The sequence below is a fragment of the Klebsiella sp. GG_Kp175 genome (assembly GCF_040062325.1).
Taxonomy (GTDB): domain Bacteria; phylum Pseudomonadota; class Gammaproteobacteria; order Enterobacterales; family Enterobacteriaceae; genus Klebsiella; species Klebsiella quasipneumoniae.
In genome coordinates this window covers 1-16,654 of sequence record NZ_JBEAFX010000025.1, presented here as the reverse complement: position 1 = coordinate 16,654, position 16,654 = coordinate 1, and the positions used below count along the sequence as shown (strand labels likewise).

Genomic DNA, 16,654 nt, shown 5'->3' with positions numbered 1-16,654 from the left:
CGGCCTGCTGTTCGGCTTTGCGCGCTTTGGCGCGGGCGATAGCGGCTTCCACCGCCGCTTTGCGTGGATCGGCAGCGTCGGTCGACGGGGATTCCGCCGGCGCGGCCTGCTGCTGCGCTTTACGCGCCCGGGCTTCGGCCTTCCGCGCTTCGCGGGCGGCAATCGCCTCGCTGTTGTCCGGTCTGGCGCCGGCCTGAATCACGATAGGCTGCGCGGCGTCGCGCTGTTTATCACGTACCCGGGCCAGGGCGGCGTTAATCGCATCCTGATCTTTGGCGGCAGGCTGGACGGCGGCTTTTTTATGCCGCTCGGCGCGGGCCGCTTTCTCACGCTCCAGGCGCGCCTGTCGGGCCTCGAATCGCGCCTTGGCTTCCGCAGCGCGCTGCTCTTCCAGACGAATCGCCGCGATCTCGGCTTTCTCCTGGCGGAAGTACTGCACCAGCGGAATATTGCTTGGGCATACCCACGCGCACGCGCCGCATTCGATGCAGTCCGCCAGATTGTGAGCGGTGGCTTTATCGTGCTGCTGGCCTTTGCTGAACCAGTACAGCTGCTGCGGCAGCAGATCGGCCGGGCAGGCGTCGGCGCAGGCGCTACAGCGAATGCAGCCTTTTTCTTCCTGCGGCTCGCCCATTTCGCTGGCGGAGGGCGCTAACAGACAGTTGGTGATCTTCACTACCGGGACGTCGAGCCCCGGCAGAGTAAAGCCCATCAGCGGGCCGCCCATGATCACCATCGGCTCAGCGCTGGCGCAGAATCCGGCGTCGTTCAACAGATGGCGCACCGGCGTGCCAAGGCGCGCCCAGACATTGCCCGGCCGGGTTACCGCCTCGCCGGTGAGGGTGACCACGCGCTCGGTTAACGGTTCGCCGTCAATTACCGCGCGTTTCACAGCGTAGGCTGTACCGACGTTCTGCATTAGCACGCCAATGTCCGAAGAACGACCGCCGTGCGGCACCTGTTTCCCGGTGAGAATCTGGGTGAGCTGCTTGGCGCCACCGGAGGGGTATTTGGTGGGGATCACGCGCAGCGAAATGCCATGGGCGTCGCAGAGTACCGCCCGCAGCATGGAGATGGCCTGCGGCTTATTGTCTTCAATGCCGATCAGCACCTCGTCAGGCTGCAGAATGTGGGCGAGGATGCGGATCCCTTCGACAATCTGCGCCGCGCAGTCCTGCATCAGGCGGTCGTCCGCCGTGATATAGGGTTCGCACTCGGCGGCGTTAATGATCAGCGTTTTAATTTTATCGCCGCCGCCGCGCAGTTTACTGCCGGTGGGGAAGCCGGCGCCGCCGAGGCCGGCAACGCCAAACTGGTGGATGCGCTCAATCAGCGCTTCACGTGTGCGGGTCTGGTAGTCGCTCCAGCCGTCGCGTTCGATCCAGCGGTCTTCGCCGTCGGCGTCAATGATCACGCTCATCTCCGCCAGCGCGGATGGATGGGCGGTGGTGTGCGGGGCGATAGCGGCAACGGTGCCGGAGGTGGGGGCGTGAACCGGCAGCATTCTTCCCCAACCGCGGGTTAGCGGCTGGCCGCGCAGCACCCGGTCGCCTACTTTGACGCACAGTTCGCCTTCGGCGCCGATGTGCTGCTTCAGCGGGATCACAAAGCGCTGCGGCAGGGAAACCTGGCGCAGCGGGGTGCCGTTTGACTGGGTTTTCATCTCCGGCGGGTGAATACCGCCGTTAAAATCCCAGACTTTGTCTTTTCGGAAAGCGGAAAATAGCTTAAACATGTTGTTCCACAGGAATATTTCGCACCGGGATCGTGTGCAGATCCCATTTCCAGGTCTCCGGGGTGGTCGCCACCGGAACGAGTGAAATGCACTGGGTCGGGCAGGGGGCAACGCACAGGTTGCAGCCGGTGCATAGGTCGCTCATCACGGTATGCATGGCGCGGGTCGCCCCGACAATGGCATCCACGGGACACGCCTGAATACATTTGGTGCAGCCGATGCAGTTCGGCTCGTCAATCACGGCGAGCATGCGGGCCGGCTCGGCTGCCTGCTCGTCGCCATCGACAGGCTGCGGGTCGACGTTGAGCAAGGCGGCGATTTTTAACATCACCGCTTCACCACCCGGCGCGCAGCGATTAATTTTCTCACCCTGCACGCCCACCGCTTCCGCATAGGGGCGGCAGCCAGGGTAGCCGCACTGCCCACATTGGCTCTGCGGTAACAGTTCATCAATTTTTTCCACCACCGGGTCGTCCTGCACCGCGAAACGGCGCGACGCATACCCCAGTATTAAGCCGAAAATCAGCCCTAACAGGCTGATGGCGATCACGGCTATCCAGACTGCGCTCATTACAACTTCACCAAACCACTAAAGCCCATAAAGGCCAGAGACATTAAACCGGCGGTAATCAGCGCGATGGCATTACCGCGGAACGGCGCGGGGACATCGGCCACCACCAGACGTTCGCGGATCGCCGCGAACAGCACCATCACCAGCGAGAAGCCGACGGCGGCGGCAAAGCCGTACAGCGCCGACTGCAGGAAATTGTGGCCCAGGTTGATGTTCAGCAGCGCCACCCCGAGCACCGCGCAGTTGGTGGTGATAAGGGGCAAAAAGATGCCCAGCAGGCGATAGAGCGCCGGGCTGGTTTTACGCACCACCATCTCAGTGAACTGGACCACCACGGCGATAACCAGAATAAAGGCCAGGGTACGTAAATAAACCAGATTTAGCGGGATAAGGATCCAGGTATCAATCAGCCAGGCGCAAATAGAGGCCAGGGTCATCACGAAGGTGGTGGCGAGCCCCATCCCCATTGCGGTTTCCAGCTTTTTGGAAACCCCCATAAACGGACACAGGCCAAGGAACTTCACCAAAACGAAGTTATTGACAAGGACAGTACCGATAAAGAGCAGTAAATAATCAGCCATCATGCGACCTGAAACGAAAAAAAGCCGCTTATTATCGAATAAAACGATACCGGCGACAACAGGTTAAGTGTGGGGTTATTACGGATTAACAAAGGTCCGTTTTACCCGCTGTGAACGGCGAAAATAGGGCGCCAGCAGCGCGGCGGCCAGCAGCGGAAACAGTAGCTGACGCAGTGCAAGGACATCCGAAACGGGGGAGAAGGCAAACGCCTTTATCGCCAGCAGCAGCGTAATGAGCAGCCAGATAATATAGTGTTTCGGCACCAGCGAGCGCCGCTTGAAAAAGGCGATGGTCAGCCAGAGCGTATAAAACCACATGGCGAGGGCAAACAGCAACGAGGCGACCCACAGCGCCATGTGTCCGGTGCTCATGGCGCGCAGCAGGGCCCAGGTTTGCGGCGACATGAGGGCATTGGCAAAAAACAGCAGCGATAACGAGGCGCTCAGCAGCGCCACCAGCAACCAGGCCAGCGGTGCCAGCAGCCATCCGCCGATGCGTTCCGCAGATTGAGACGTCATGGTTCTCCCCTATTTAACGCCAGTATATAAAAGCAGGCCGGGAAGTATAAGCAACTGGCGTGAAGGATGACAGTCTTACTGCACGAATCGCCAAACGGATTTAGGCACCTGGCCCACATCGAACAATTTACCGCCGGAAACCAGCTCTGCCCGGCGGTGATCGGCGGCGCGATACATATTAACGATCTCTTCGGTGTCAGTCAGGGAGTAGTTAAGGTGATCAAATAGTTTTTCAAGACTTTCCAGCGAACTGATTTTGCGGAATTTTAATAAATAGTCCAGAACGGTCATTTTCGTATCCATTTTATAATCGGAATAATTACGTTGAATATTATCAGCATTCACTAAACCTACTCTCAACCAACGGCGCCTTCTGCCGGGGCCGCGTGGAATGTTTCAGGTTATATAAACCCATGACAAGGGGCAAAGCCAGCCTTGAAGAGCAGGGAGATGTTTAAGAATATTCTAAATCAGACCGGGCGCCGAATGGCGCCCGCAGGAGAAGATTAACGCTGTTCGCCGCGACTGGCAATAACAGATTTGTACCAATAAAAACTCTTCTTTCGTTTCCGTGCCAGATTTTGCTGGTGGTCCACATAGACAAAGCCATATTGCTTTTGATATCCGTTGAGCCAGCTAAGCAGATCGATAAACGACCAGGGATAATAGCCGCGAACGTCAGCTCCCTGCGCCAGCGCCTTTTCCAGAGCGCCAATATGGCTGCTCAGGTAGTCGATTCGCGGATCGTCGACCACCTCACCGGCAATAATCGGGTCTTTCGCTCCCAGCCCATTCTCGGTGATATAGATCGGGATATCGCCATAGCGCGCCTTGATCATCATAATGCCGTCGGTTAGCCCCTGCGGCCAGATCTCCCAGCCCCATTCGGTATAAGTGCTCTGCGGATTACGCACGAAATAGAATAACCCCTCCACGCCAGGCTCGCCGCCGGTGGGGATTTCGGGCGGCTGGGCGGATACCGTTTCCCGACGATAGTAATTCAGACCGATAAAGTCACAGCGGTTGTCTCGCAGCAGCGCGTCGTCGCCTGGAGCAAAGCGCGGTACTCCCCACAGGGCTTGAGTCTGCGCCAGCAGGGCAGCAGGATAGGTGCCTTTTAGCACCGGATCGTACAGCCAGTGGGTATGGATGGCGTCAGCCAGGTCGGTAGCCTGCCTGTCCGCCTCGCTGTCGGTGAGCGGGGTATGCGGCTGCAGCACATTGACGAAACCAATCTCGCCCGCCACGGCCATCTCGCGAAACGCCTTCACCGCCAGCGCATGGGCGATAAACACGTGATGACAGGCCTGGATGGCGCGCGCCGGATCGCGAACGGCCGGCGGATGCAGGCCGTTAATGTAGCCGTGGCCGATAAAGACGATGGTCTCGTTAAAGGTAGCCCACAGCTTCACCCGCGAACCAAAGCGGGCGTAGCAGAGGCGGGCGTACTCGGCGAAGGCTTCGGCGGTGCTGCGTGCTTCCCAGCCGCCCTCATCCTGCAGGGCCTGCGGCAGGTCCCAGTGATAGAGGGTAATCATCGGCTCAATATTATGCGCCAGCAGTTCATCGATCAGATCGCTATAAAACTGCACGCCTGCTTCATTAACCTCGCCGCGCCCGGTGGGCAGCAGGCGCGGCCAGGAGATGGAAAAGCGATAGCTCTGCAGGCCCATCTCGGCCATCAACGCCACGTCTTCGCGAAAACGGTGATAGTGATCGACGGCGATATCGCCGGTGGTCCCTTCAAAGGTGGTTCCCGGCAGGTGAGAGTAGATATCCCAGATTGACGGTCCTTTACCGTCAGCGTCGTGCCCACCTTCAACCTGATACGCTGCGGTAGCGGCACCCCATAGAAAATGTTGCGGAAAAGAGGCCATGAAAAAACTCCCAGTCTGATGATAGAGGGAGTGTAATCAAAGCAAGGATAACTGTGCAACCGGTTTCTGAAACCGGTTGCACAGTTGCGAAGCGGGTCACTGTTTCACGGCGGCGCTACTTTGTCTGCACCACATCCGCTGGCGGTGGCGACTGGTAGTTATCAATATGGTGCGCGATAACCAAAAGCAGTGCGGAAATCCCAAAAACAATCCAGCCAATAAGTTCTACAATACGAGTAAAAACAGTCGTCATAACACTTCAATATCCTTTGAACACAGTGGGAAATGTTACTCTATGGTCAGCAGATCACAAGGGGTATCTGTCTGATTTTGCACGCATGCGTTAAAACCTTAAGTGAAAAAATGATAAGTTTTATTCACGTTTTGTAAGAATATTCTCATTAGTCAGATATTGACATCAGCTGAATAAGAGAGGCGGTTAAATGAGTGATGCGATCCGGGTGGGGCTGGTGGGCTATGGCTATGCCAGCAAAACGTTTCACGCGCCATTAATCAGCGGCACGCCGGGCCTGGCGCTGACGACGGTCTCCAGCAGCGACGCGGCCAAAGTTCATGCCGACTGGCCTGGCGCGAAGGTGGTTAGTGCGGCGGGTGAATTGCTGAACGACCCGGAGATCGATCTGGTGGTCATCGCCACGCCGAACGACACCCACTTCCCACTGGCGAAAGCGGCGCTGGAGGCCGGTAAGCACGTGGTGGTGGATAAACCCTTTACCGTGACACTGTCACAGGCTCGTGAGCTGGAGAGCCTGGCGAAGCACTGTGGCCGGGTGCTGTCGGTATTTCACAATCGGCGCTGGGACAGTGATTTCTTAACGGTCAGAACGTTAATCGACGAAGGCCTGCTGGGAGAGGTGTGTTACTTCGAATCCCATTTCGACCGCTTCCGCCCGCAGGTACGCCAGCGCTGGCGGGAACAGGCGGGCCCCGGGAGTGGAATTTGGTATGATCTCGGACCGCATCTGCTCGACCAGGCGGTGGTGCTGTTTGGTCTGCCGGTGAGCATCACGGTGGATCTCGCTCAACTTCGGCCCGGCGCGCAATCCACCGACTATTTTCACGCGGTGCTGGCCTATCCACAGCGGCGGGTGGTGCTGCACGGCACATTGCTCGCCGCCGCGGAGAGCGCGCGCTTTATCGTCCACGGCTCGCGGGCCAGCTTTATCAAGTACGGTCTCGACCCGCAGGAGGAGCGGCTGAAAAATGGCGAGCGTTTGCCGCAGGAGGACTGGGGGTATGATATGCGTGACGGTACCCTGACCCGCGCCGAAGGCGACGAACGTAGCGAGGAGACATGGCTGACGCTACCGGGCAATTATCCCGCTTACTATGCCGCTATCCGCGATGCGCTCAATGGGGTGGGAGAAAACCCGGTTCCGGCCAGCGAGGCGATTCAAATCATGACCCTGCTTGAGCTCGGTATCGAGTCGGCTCGGCATCGCGCCACGCTCAGCCTTGTGTAAGAGATAGCCCGGCAGCGCGGCTGCCGGGCCGGCTATCAGCCTTTAGCCACCCGCTGAATGAGCGCGGCTTTTTCCTGTTCGCTCAGAAACGCCTGGGTCAGACCATTGATCTGGGCCTGGCGGATCTGCCCCCGGCTCAGGCCCGCCGCCGGCGCCGCCACGGTGTATTCGTGGATAATATCGACCCCCTGGACCGCCGGATCGTCAGTGTTGAGGCTCGCCAGCACGCCGTGCTCAAGGAACTGCTTCAGCGGATGCTGGGCCAGAGAGGGTACGGTGCTGGTTTGCACGTTCGAGGTGAGACAGGATTCAATCCCGATGCGGTGCTCGGCCAGATAGTCCATCAGGGCGGGATCCTGTACCGCTTTTACCCCGTGGCCGATACGCTCGGCGCCCAGCTCACGAATGGCCTGCCAGATACTTTCCGGGCCGGCCGCTTCGCCAGCGTGAACGGTGATATGCCACCCGGCATCGCGGGCCTGGTTAAAATGACTGAGGAACAGCGCCCCCGGGAAGCCCAGCTCATCGCCAGCGAGGTCGAGGGCGGTGATGCCATCGCGGTGGGCGAGCAGCGCCGCCAGCTCTTCCTGACAGGCCGCTTCGCCAAAGGTGCGGCTCAAAATGCCGATCAGGCGGGCGTCGACCTGAAAATCGCGGCACCCCTCACGTACCCCGGCGATCACTGCCTCTACCACGCCGTCAACCGGCAACTGGTGGGTCATCGCCATATAGCGTGGGGAGAAGCGCAGCTCCACGTAGTGCAGGCCATTGCGCGCCGCGTCTTCGACGTTCTCATACGCCACGCGACGGCAGGCTTCCAGCGAGGCCAGGACTTTCACCCCCCAGTCGAGCTTGGCGAGAAAACTGACCAGATCGGGCTCCAGGCTGGTGACCTGGACGTGGGGACGCAGCGTGTCAAGGGTGGTAGCGGGAAGGGTGATATTAAACTCGCGGCCAAGATCGAGGATGGTTTGGGCCCGGATGTTACCGTCAAGGTGGCGGTGAATGTCGGTTAATGGCAATGAGGAATCAATCATGGTCGCACTCTTTTTTTAGTTAAAGTGCACGTCATTATACAACATGAGCATAACTGTTTAAAAGCATTGAAAAAATCTATGCGATACAAACAGCTGGGGGCAATCAGGTCATTTTTACGCGCTTTTTGACTGGCCCCTTCAAAACAGGGGCCGAATGTCATGATCGACGCGATCCTGACCAGACAAGAAAAGCACACGCGCTGACCGCGGCACCCGCAAGGCAGACCGCCTGCCATCCCCAGTGGGAATAAAGCTGTGTGGCAACGATAGCCCCTGCCGCGCTACCCAGCGAATAAAAACACATGTAAGCCCCAACCAGGCGGCTTGCTGCTGCAGGCCTGGCGGCAATGATCAGGCTCTGGTTAGAGACATGTACGGCCTGTACCGCAAAGTCCAGCGCAATGACGCCAGCTAACAGCCAGAGCAAAGAGGTTTCAACATAGGCGATAGGCAGCCATGAGAGAGCCAGCAGCGCCAGCGCCAAGCCGGTAGTACGCTGAGCCCATCCCTGGTCAGCCCACTTTCCCGCTCTTGAGGCGGCCAGCACGCCAGCGAGGCCGGCTAAGCCAAACATCCCCGCCTGGGTGTGCGAGAGGGAAAGGGCGGTAAGCGGCATGACCATAGTTGTCCATAGCATGCTGAAGGCGGCGAAGATAAGAAGCGCCAGGATGCCGCGCTTTCTCAGTTGCGGTTCAGTGATATATAGCTGAAACACTGACTTCAATAAGGAAAGGTAGGTGGACTTTTGTGGCTGCGATTGCTTTGAGGGCGGAGGCATGACCTTCCAGACGACACCGGCCATCAACAGCATCATACAGGCAGCCGTGAGATAAACGGCTCGCCAGCCGGCAATATCGGCTATCGCGCCTGAGATAAACCGAGACAACAGGATGCCTGAAACAATTCCGCTGGTCAGGGTACCCACCGCCTGGCCTCGTTTCTGCGGTGTCGCCAGTATTGCCACCCACGCCACCATCAACTGCACCACAACGGCCATCAGGCCAACGATCAGCATGGCGCCAAACAGAGTGGCTATATTGGGGGATAACCCTGCTACAACTAACGCCGCCGCTGAAAGCAACAGCTGAGTCATCGCCACGTATTTACGGTTCAGCCAGTCCCCGAGCGGAACCAGGAACAGTAAGCCAATGGCATAGCCCAACTGCGTAGCGGTGATGACGCCGCCAATCATGCCTGGCGCCACCTTGAGGCTGACCGCCATCGAGTCGAGTAAAGGTTGAGCTGAATAAACGTTGGCTACCGCCAGCGCGCAGGTCAGTGAAAACAACGTCGTTATCCCTGCGGTGAGCATCGCGTCAGGGGCTGACGCGGTTTGAATTCCGTGGCCGGTACACCTGCTTGTCTTATCTTTCATAAGAGACCTTCTATCTGGTTGCTTTTTAAAACTCGTTTACCTATAGAAATAGCCATAGTGGTTTTTTTTTGCAACTGGTAAAACGGAAGATTAAGCTAGCATTAGTAGACAGATTGATGAGGAGCGCGCAGATGGCAAAACAGGAATCACTCAGAACCAGTGAATGTCCGGTGGCGAGAACGTTGGAATCAATTGGTGAACGCTGGTGCCTGATGATTATCCGCGAAGCATTTGACGATGTACGGAGATTCAGCGAGTTTCAAAAAAATTTAGGGCTGGCCAAAAATATCCTTGCCGCGCGCCTGAAGCACCTGGTCGAGATCGGTATTTTCGAGATTTTACCGGCATCGGATGGCAGCGCATATAAGGAATACGTCCTGACTGAAAAGGGGCGCTCCGTGTTTCCCATTGTTGTGGCGATGCGTCAATGGGGAGAGCGTTATATGTTTGAGCAGGGAGAAACCTACTCTGTCCTGCTGGATAACGAACACGGCCAGCCGCTTCAATATCTGGATGTGCGTTCCGCTCAGGGAGATAAATTGCAACCAGGCGACTGTCATCGCCGGCGCGTTGTATCAGATACCAGCGCCGAATAATGTCGTGAAGGGTTTGCGGGATTCTAGTGAGAATACGATCGTACCGCTAAAGGGTTGTGGAACAATCCTGACCTATTTTTTGCGCACTGCTTCTGATGCTAACTCCCCGGACGCGTAACAGTGACCCGCCGCCAGCCGCATAATCATTTACATTTATATTTTATTTGAATGTATTCATGTTACATATTAAATTCTGCTTACTTTATCGACGATGAGGCAGGGATGCGGATGTGGAAAGCGTAATCCATAATAATATTGAGGGTTTTCTGCTGTTGTTATTAAGCATGTGGCCCATTCTGCTGGTGGTATTCGTTGGCGTCGCGATCTCCTTCTATACCATGCTGTTACGCAAAACGGCGCTGGCCTGCCTGCTGTTCGCCGTCGCCATCGGCGCCGCAGGCTGGAGCTTTGCCTGACGCCAGGCCTCAGGGTTTATCCAGCAGGCTCATACTGGAGGTGGCGGCGCCATCATTCAGATTGGACGGCGAATGCCAGTCGCGACCCGCCAGGGCGCTGTCTCCCTGACCACTACTGGCGACGCTGTCCTGCTGCGTCGACAGCGTTGACCCTTCAAGCGCTTCCTCTGCCCCCGACTGGTCGGGCAGAGAACTGCTATACCCGCCATTATTCGAATACGTATCCATACCGTTGACTTCATTCGGCACCGTGTCGGTAGTGGTCCCGTCATCGTTAATGCAAAATGAGCCACCGATGCCGTTAGGCTGACAGTCCGCGGCGAAAGTCGGGCTGGCCAGCGCGGTCAGCAGCAATAGCGGTAAGCTGATTTTCTTCATTTTCATCTCCATACGCAGCGTGGCCGACAGATGTTCTCAACTATAGAGGGGAGCGCGCGGCGGCAGGTAACAAAAATGTTTAATTTTGTAATAGCGGATGGTATCCGGCGCCCGTTTGCGTGGTCCGGGTGCAGCGGCTCAGCACAATGCGGTAATCAATTGTTAATTCAACGTAAAGGTTAATGAAAATTTAAGAGAAGGCCGCTATGTTGGCACAATCACACTTTCCATTAAGGATATTCCATGCGCGATAAATATTCCGGCCTGCAGATCGGCATCCACTGGCTGGTCTTTCTGCTGGTGGTGGTGGCCTATGCGGCGATGGAGCTGCGCGGATTTTTCCCCCGCAGCGATCGGCCGCTGATCAATATGGTTCATGTTTCCTGCGGAATCACCATTGGCGTGCTGATGGTGGCGCGTCTGCTGGTGCGGCTGAAAATGCCGACGCCGCCGATCGTGCCAAAGCCCTCACCGATGATGACTGGTTTCGCCCATCTCGGCCATCTGATTATCTATCTGCTGTTTATCGGCCTGCCGCTGATTGGCATGGTAATGATGTACTGGCGCGGGAATCCCTGGTACGCCTTTGGCCTGACGATGCCGTATGCTCCGCAGAGCGATTTTGAGCGGGTGGACACCCTGAAAGCGATCCATGAATGGTTAGCGAACGCCGGTTACTTCGTGATTGGCCTGCATGCCTTTGCTGCGCTGCTCCATCATTACTGGTGGAAAGATAATACCCTGCTGCGAATGATGCCCCGTAAGCGCTGAAGGGTTTGCTTCAACATTCAGACCCCGTCCCGAGACGGGGTTTTTTTTGCCTTTGTGGTGAATAAAATATAGTATACCCCCCTATATGATACGGAGGCGTTATCGTGCCACATTCACCTGAAGATAAAAAACGGGCGCTCAGCCGCGTACGACGCATCCGCGGCCAGGTTGAAGCCCTTGAACGCGCGCTGGAGTCCGGCGAGCCCTGTATGACCATCCTGCAGCAGATCGCCTCGATTCGCGGGGCGGCAAACGGTCTGATGGGCGAAATGGTGGAGATCCACCTGCAGGACGAGCTGGTCAGCGGCGACACCACCCCGGACCAGCGGGCCGCGAGAATGGCAGAGGTCGGTCATCTGCTACGATCCTATTTAAAATAACATCACGACGAGGAAGAGACAGTTATGAAATCACGCGCAGCAGTGGCCTTTGGCCCCGGTCAGCCGTTAAAAATCGTAGAGATTGACGTCGCGCCGCCGAAAAAAGGCGAAGTTCTGGTGAAAATCACCCATACCGGCGTGTGCCATACCGATGCTTTCACCCTTTCCGGCGACGATCCGGAAGGGGTCTTCCCGGCGGTGCTGGGCCATGAAGGCGGCGGCGTGGTCGTGGAAGTGGGCGAGGGCGTCACCAGCCTTAAGCCGGGCGATCATGTCATCCCGCTGTATACCGCCGAATGCGGCGAGTGCAAATTCTGTAAGTCGGGTAAAACCAATCTCTGTCAGGCGGTACGCGCTACCCAGGGCAAAGGGCTGATGCCGGACGGCACCACCCGTTTCTCGTATAACGGCGAACCGATTTATCACTACATGGGCACCAGCACCTTCAGCGAATACACGGTCTGCGCTGAGATCTCGCTGGCGAAAGTCAATCCGCAGGCGCCGCTGGATAAAGTGTGTCTGCTGGGCTGCGGCGTGACCACCGGTATCGGCGCGGTGCACAACACGGCGAAGGTTAAGGCCGGGGATACCGTCGCGGTCTTTGGTCTGGGCGGCATCGGCCTGGCGGTGATCCAGGGCGCTGTGCAGGCGCAAGCCGGGCGCATTCTGGCAGTCGATACCAACCCGGATAAGTTCACTCTCGCTAAAGAGATGGGGGCTACCGACTTTATCAACCCCAACGACTACGATAAGCCGATTCAGGATGTGATTGTTGAGCTGACCGACGGCGGGGTGGATTTCAGCTTCGAGTGCATCGGTAATGTCAATGTGATGCGCGCGGCGCTGGAATGCTGCCATAAGGGCTGGGGCGAGAGCGTCATTATCGGCGTGGCCGGCGCCGGGCAGGAGATCAAGACCCGTCCGTTCCAGCTGGTGACAGGCCGCGTGTGGCGCGGCTCCGCCTTTGGCGGCGTGAAAGGCCGTAGCCAGCTGCCGGGAATGGTGGAAGACGCGATGGCGGGTAAAATTCGCCTCGACCCGTTTATTACTCATCGCCTGCCGCTGGAGCAGATTAACGAGGCCTTTGACCTGATGCATGAAGGCAAATCGATTCGCACCGTGATCCACTTTGGCGACCAGTAATCGCTAACGCGCAAGGCGTTTCGGCAACAGCAAAAAAGGGCCCGGATGGGCCCTTTTGCTTAAGTCAATCAGTGATGGTCAGGGAGCGCGTAGGCGATAATGTAATCGCCGCGATCCGGAGACTGACGGGCGCCGCCCGCATTGATAATGATGTACTGCTTACCGGTTTTCGGCGACACGTAGGTCATCGGGCCTGACTGGCTGCCAACCGGCAGACGGGATTTCCAGATCTCCTTGCCGTTAGCGGTATCAAAGGCGCGCAGGTAGAAATCCTGAGTGCCGGCGAAGAACAGCAGCCCGGACTGCGTCGCCAGCGACGCGCCAAGGGTCGGCATACCGATCGGAATCGGCATGTGCATGCGGATCCCCAGCGGCCCGGTATCCTCTACGGTACCTACCGGCACCTGCCACACCAGTTTCCCGGTTTTCAGATCCACTGCGGACATGGTGCCGAACGGCGGCTTCTGGCACGGAATGCCCAGCGGCGACAGGAAACGTTCGCGCATGGCGCCAAACGGCGTGCCTTCCATCGGCACGATGCCCATCTCGATGCCGCTGGCGTCTTTCGCCACCTTCTCGCGCGGCACCATATAGTTGGCGAGACCCAGACGCATATCGTTAACGAACATCAGGCTGTTGTTGGGATCCACCGAGACGCTGCCCCAGTTCATGCCGCCAAGCGAGCCCGGGAACTGCAGGGAGCGGTCTTCCCCCGGCGGGGTAAAGACGCCCTGATGGCGCATTTCTTTGAACTGGATACGGCACAGCAGCAGGTCGATCGGCGTCGCTCCCCACATATCGGACTCGGTCAGCGTCTGGTTACCGATCATCGGCATTCCCACCGAGTAAGGCTGCGTCGGCGAGTAGCGCTCGCCTTTGACATTGCCCACCGGCACCGGCCGCTCTTCCACTTTCGCCACCGGCTCGCCGGTTTCGCGGTTGAGCATAAAGATCATGCCCTGCTTGCTGGTCTGCACCAGCACCGGGGTGGTGCCGCCCTTGCCGTCAGGCAGATCGTACAGCAGCGGCTGGGACGGCAGGTCAAAGTCCCACAGGTCGTGGTGGGTGGTCTGGAAGTGCCAGCGTACCTGGCCGGTAGCGGCATCCACGGCGACGATGGAGGAGCTGTATTTATCGTCCAGCGCGGTTCGTTCGCCGCCAAAGAAGTCAGGCGTAGCGTTACCGGTCGGCAGATAGATCAGGTTCAGCTTCGCGTCGTAAGACATCGCCGACCAGACGTTCGGCGTGCCGCGCGTATAGGTCTGGCCCTCCGGCGGTACGCCGGTCAGCGCCGGATTACCCGGATCCCACGCCCAGGCCAGTTTACCGGTGTGGACGTCAAACGCACGGACCACCCCCGGCGGTTCGCCGGTAGAGTAGTTATCCGCGACGCGGCCGCCGACCACCACCACATTACCCGCGACCAGCGGGGTGGAGGTCTGCTGATAGTAACCTGCTTTGACTTCGCCCATCCCGACGCTAAGGTCGACAATACCGCGATCGCCGAAGCTCTCGCACAGTTTGCCGGTGTCGGCATCAATGGCGATCAGGCGGGCATCGATCGTTGGCAGGAACAGACGACGGGAGCAAGCGGCAGGCTGAGCGCCTGACGCTGGCGTCGTCTGCGCCTGGCTATCTTCGTAATAGCCTAAGCCGCGGCAGCGCTGCCAGTTAGGCGAAGAGGATTTGGAGTCATAGCGCCATTTCTCTTTGCCGCTGTCGACATCCAGCGCCAGCACTTTGCTGTAAGGGGTACAGACGTAGAGGGTATCGCCAATCTGCAGCGGGGTATTCTGATCTTCCGCGCCGGAGCCATTGCTCTGTGGGATATCGCCAGTATGCGCCACCCAGGCTACCTGCAGCTGGTTGACGTTTTGCTTGTTGATTTGATCCAGGGCGGCGAAGCGGTCGCCGTGGGTGGTGTTGCCCCAGTGCGCCCAGTTTTTCTGCTCTTCGCCCGGCGCGACGGGTTTCACCGGCACCGCTTCCGTGGCGCTGACCAGCGGTTCGGATTTAAACATCCAGCCAAAGCTTCCCGCCAGCGCCACGGCGAGCACGGCGGCGATGGCAAAAGCCGGGCCTTTTTTCGCCGGCGAGCTGGCAAGGAAAGGCCAGACCAGGGCGGCGAGGAAGGCCAGCACGCCAAGGGCGAACAGACGCGAGAAGAGCGGCCAGAAGTTCCAGCCAGCGTCGCCGATCGCCCAGATCACCGAAGCGATAAACGCCACGGCGTACAGCAGAATACCCCCGCGGCGGCGACGGAAAATCAGCACCGCCGCGATAACCATCACCACGCCCATCAGCGCGAAGTACAGCGTGCCGCCGACGAGAGCCAGTTTTACCCCCAGAATACCGATAGCCAGACCGATGATCAGCATCAGTCCGGCGAGAAGCCACTGCAGGATCCGGGGGAATCCGCGCGGCGCGTTGCCAGTTGTCATGAAATCTCCTTAACCACACCAGCCACCTCAGTGCGAACCAAATGAAACAAAGTTATTTTGTTTTATTTTTGAATGAAGTGGTTTGTATCTTCATAAAGCCAAATTTATTGCCTGTTTTGATTTCGTATGAACCATTTGGTGAAATCGCGATATGATAGATCTGTTAAAGAAATTTGCGCAAATGTTAATAAATAATTTCGCACTAAATGATTATTTTGCTGAATGTGACGCAGTCAGCGTTGGCTCCCCGGCCGCTACGGGCCGGGGGATCAGCGGATCAGGCAGGCATTGATTTACGAATAGCGCTGAGCAGGGTTTGTGTACCGGGGGTCAGCGTCGCATCGACGCGGGTTAGAATGCCGATGGGCTCCCCGGCGCCCTGGGTGGCAATCGGCAGGGCGGTCAGTACGCCACGGCGAAGATCGTCTTTCACCGCCCCGGAAGGGACGAACCAGACATAGTCAAAATCGACCGTCAGCTGGCGCGACAGTGAAGCAGAGAGGGTCTCGATGCAGCCGGCGGGCATTTTACAGCCCTGGCTCTGGAGCAGCGCTTCGGCGTTTTGCCGCGGCACGGTGCCCTTTGGCGAGACCACCACCGGCCACTCCATCACCCGACTGAGGGTCACGGTCTCCTGCAGCAGAGGATGTCCCGGGCGTACCACCAGCTTAAGGGATTCCAGGAACAGCAGTTCGTAATGCAGCCCGCTCATCAGCTCCGGATCGGACATCCGTCCGATGCCGATGTCGATCTCCCCGGATTTTAACCCGGCGAGCAGCATGGTGTTGTTCATGGTGGCGACCTGCAGCGTGATATCTTTTTGCTGCTTATGGAACTGGCCGATCACCGTCGGTAGGATCCCCAGCGCGGCGGTAGGCAGCGCGCCGATGCGCACGATATCGTTATTCAGCCCCTCTTTACGGTTCAGCGCCTGGCCCGCCGAGTTAAGGGCATCAAGCACTTTCACGGCATGAGTCAGAAACTGTTCCCCGACCAGGGTCAATTGCGCCCCCAGACGTCCCCGCTCAAACAGACGGGTACCGGTCAGCTGTTCAAGCTCGTTAAGCGTTTTTGAAAGTGCTGGCTGGCTCAGATTTAAAGTTTCAGCCGCGCGCCCCAGCGTTCCCTGTTGAGCGACGGCCACGAAGGTGTGTAGATGGCGCAAGCGAATGCGCTGACTGAAGAGACCATTTTTTTCCATAGTAAGATGATGTTAAAAACACAGCGGTGAAAGAGACAAGCGGCCTTGTTTAAATTTGATAACCAGATAGCAAAATATTATTAACATTTGAGCTGATTACATTACAAGATCTTTCCCTATGGTTTAACACGCCGTCGCCCCGGCTGTGC

Annotated in this window: 18 protein-coding genes; 6 read left to right on the top strand and 12 right to left on the bottom strand. The window is 57.8% G+C overall.

Annotated elements, in window-relative coordinates:
• The 7 genes from rsxC to blr form a co-directional block, all read right to left on the bottom strand.
• Positions 1–1,735, bottom strand: a 1,735-nt coding sequence (gene rsxC, locus ABLU73_RS22760) for an electron transport complex subunit RsxC (protein WP_116397333.1), incomplete at its 3' end; no start/stop codon positions are given.
• Positions 1,728–2,306, bottom strand: coding sequence for an electron transport complex subunit RsxB (rsxB, locus tag ABLU73_RS22755; protein ID WP_004202846.1), 579 nt, complete (start codon positions 2,304–2,306; stop codon positions 1,728–1,730). The genes rsxC and rsxB, both read right to left, overlap by 8 nt.
• On the bottom strand, positions 2,306–2,887 hold the full coding sequence (rsxA, locus tag ABLU73_RS22750; RefSeq protein ID WP_002907658.1) for an electron transport complex subunit RsxA: 582 nt from the start codon (positions 2,885–2,887) through the stop codon (positions 2,306–2,308). Before rsxA ends, rsxB begins: the two co-directional genes overlap by 1 nt.
• Positions 2,888–2,965: 78 nt before the next feature.
• On the bottom strand, positions 2,966–3,406 hold the full coding sequence (locus ABLU73_RS22745) for a DUF2569 domain-containing protein (RefSeq protein WP_004202845.1): 441 nt from the start codon (positions 3,404–3,406) through the stop codon (positions 2,966–2,968).
• A 75-nt stretch (positions 3,407–3,481) separates the two neighbouring features.
• A complete protein-coding gene (gene ydgT / locus ABLU73_RS22740; protein ID WP_004202843.1) occupies positions 3,482–3,697 on the bottom strand; it encodes a transcription modulator YdgT in 216 nt (71 codons plus the stop codon).
• A gap of 215 nt (positions 3,698–3,912) precedes the next feature.
• A complete protein-coding gene (locus ABLU73_RS22735) occupies positions 3,913–5,283 on the bottom strand; it encodes a GH1 family beta-glucosidase (protein WP_264924309.1) in 1,371 nt (456 codons plus the stop codon).
• A 115-nt stretch (positions 5,284–5,398) separates the two neighbouring features.
• On the bottom strand, positions 5,399–5,536 hold the full coding sequence (gene blr, locus ABLU73_RS22730; protein ID WP_012541534.1) for a division septum protein Blr: 138 nt from the start codon (positions 5,534–5,536) through the stop codon (positions 5,399–5,401).
• Between the two features lie 190 nt (positions 5,537–5,726).
• Here blr and ABLU73_RS22725 point away from each other — a divergent pair, with 190 nt between their 5' ends.
• The gene (locus ABLU73_RS22725; RefSeq protein WP_004202837.1) at positions 5,727–6,767 is read left to right on the top strand and encodes an oxidoreductase; all 1,041 of its coding nucleotides are present in this window, start codon (positions 5,727–5,729) and stop codon (positions 6,765–6,767) included.
• A 35-nt stretch (positions 6,768–6,802) separates the two neighbouring features.
• Here the strand turns inward: ABLU73_RS22725 and add are convergent, their stop codons facing one another.
• Together add and ABLU73_RS22715 are read right to left on the bottom strand one after the other, a co-directional pair.
• Positions 6,803–7,804 (bottom strand): adenosine deaminase, encoded by a 1,002-nt coding sequence (gene add, locus ABLU73_RS22720; RefSeq protein WP_264924311.1) that lies wholly within the window; start codon positions 7,802–7,804, stop codon positions 6,803–6,805.
• Positions 7,805–7,961: 157 nt separating this feature from the next.
• Positions 7,962–9,116, bottom strand: a complete 1,155-nt coding sequence (locus ABLU73_RS22715; protein ID WP_264924388.1) for an MFS transporter — start codon at positions 9,114–9,116, stop codon at positions 7,962–7,964.
• Positions 9,117–9,310: 194 nt separating this feature from the next.
• Here ABLU73_RS22715 and ABLU73_RS22710 point away from each other — a divergent pair, with 194 nt between their 5' ends.
• Complete coding sequence (locus ABLU73_RS22710) at positions 9,311–9,775, top strand: helix-turn-helix domain-containing protein (RefSeq protein WP_023318421.1); 465 nt, start codon at positions 9,311–9,313, stop codon at positions 9,773–9,775.
• A 230-nt stretch (positions 9,776–10,005) separates the two neighbouring features.
• Positions 10,006–10,191 carry a hypothetical protein gene (locus tag ABLU73_RS22705; RefSeq protein WP_004202827.1) on the top strand — a complete coding sequence of 62 codons (186 nt, stop codon included), beginning with the start codon at positions 10,006–10,008 and terminating at the stop codon, positions 10,189–10,191.
• A gap of 9 nt (positions 10,192–10,200) precedes the next feature.
• Here the strand turns inward: ABLU73_RS22705 and ABLU73_RS22700 are convergent, their stop codons facing one another.
• On the bottom strand, positions 10,201–10,569 hold the full coding sequence (locus ABLU73_RS22700; protein ID WP_004202826.1) for a hypothetical protein: 369 nt from the start codon (positions 10,567–10,569) through the stop codon (positions 10,201–10,203).
• 243 nt (positions 10,570–10,812) lie between these two features.
• On the opposite strand from ABLU73_RS22700, the gene cybB reads away from it, so the two are divergent.
• The 3 genes from cybB to ABLU73_RS22685 all read left to right on the top strand — a co-directional run bounded on the left by cybB (position 10,813) and on the right by ABLU73_RS22685 (position 12,863).
• A complete protein-coding gene (gene cybB, locus ABLU73_RS22695; RefSeq protein WP_049092052.1) occupies positions 10,813–11,340 on the top strand; it encodes a cytochrome b561 in 528 nt (175 codons plus the stop codon).
• A 104-nt stretch (positions 11,341–11,444) separates the two neighbouring features.
• Positions 11,445–11,720: a metal/formaldehyde-sensitive transcriptional repressor gene (locus tag ABLU73_RS22690; protein ID WP_004202822.1), complete on the top strand. Its 276-nt coding sequence runs from the start codon at positions 11,445–11,447 to the stop codon at positions 11,718–11,720.
• 24 nt (positions 11,721–11,744) lie between these two features.
• Entirely contained in the window at positions 11,745–12,863 is a 1,119-nt protein-coding gene (locus tag ABLU73_RS22685; protein WP_004202819.1) for an S-(hydroxymethyl)glutathione dehydrogenase/class III alcohol dehydrogenase, read from the top strand.
• Between the two features lie 68 nt (positions 12,864–12,931).
• Here the strand turns inward: ABLU73_RS22685 and ABLU73_RS22680 are convergent, their stop codons facing one another.
• Positions 12,932–15,304 (bottom strand): glucose/quinate/shikimate family membrane-bound PQQ-dependent dehydrogenase, encoded by a 2,373-nt coding sequence (locus tag ABLU73_RS22680; protein ID WP_032456161.1) that lies wholly within the window; start codon positions 15,302–15,304, stop codon positions 12,932–12,934.
• A gap of 277 nt (positions 15,305–15,581) precedes the next feature.
• Positions 15,582–16,505: a LysR substrate-binding domain-containing protein gene (locus tag ABLU73_RS22675; protein WP_004143800.1), complete on the bottom strand. Its 924-nt coding sequence runs from the start codon at positions 16,503–16,505 to the stop codon at positions 15,582–15,584.
• Positions 16,506–16,654: the final 149 nt, after the last annotated feature.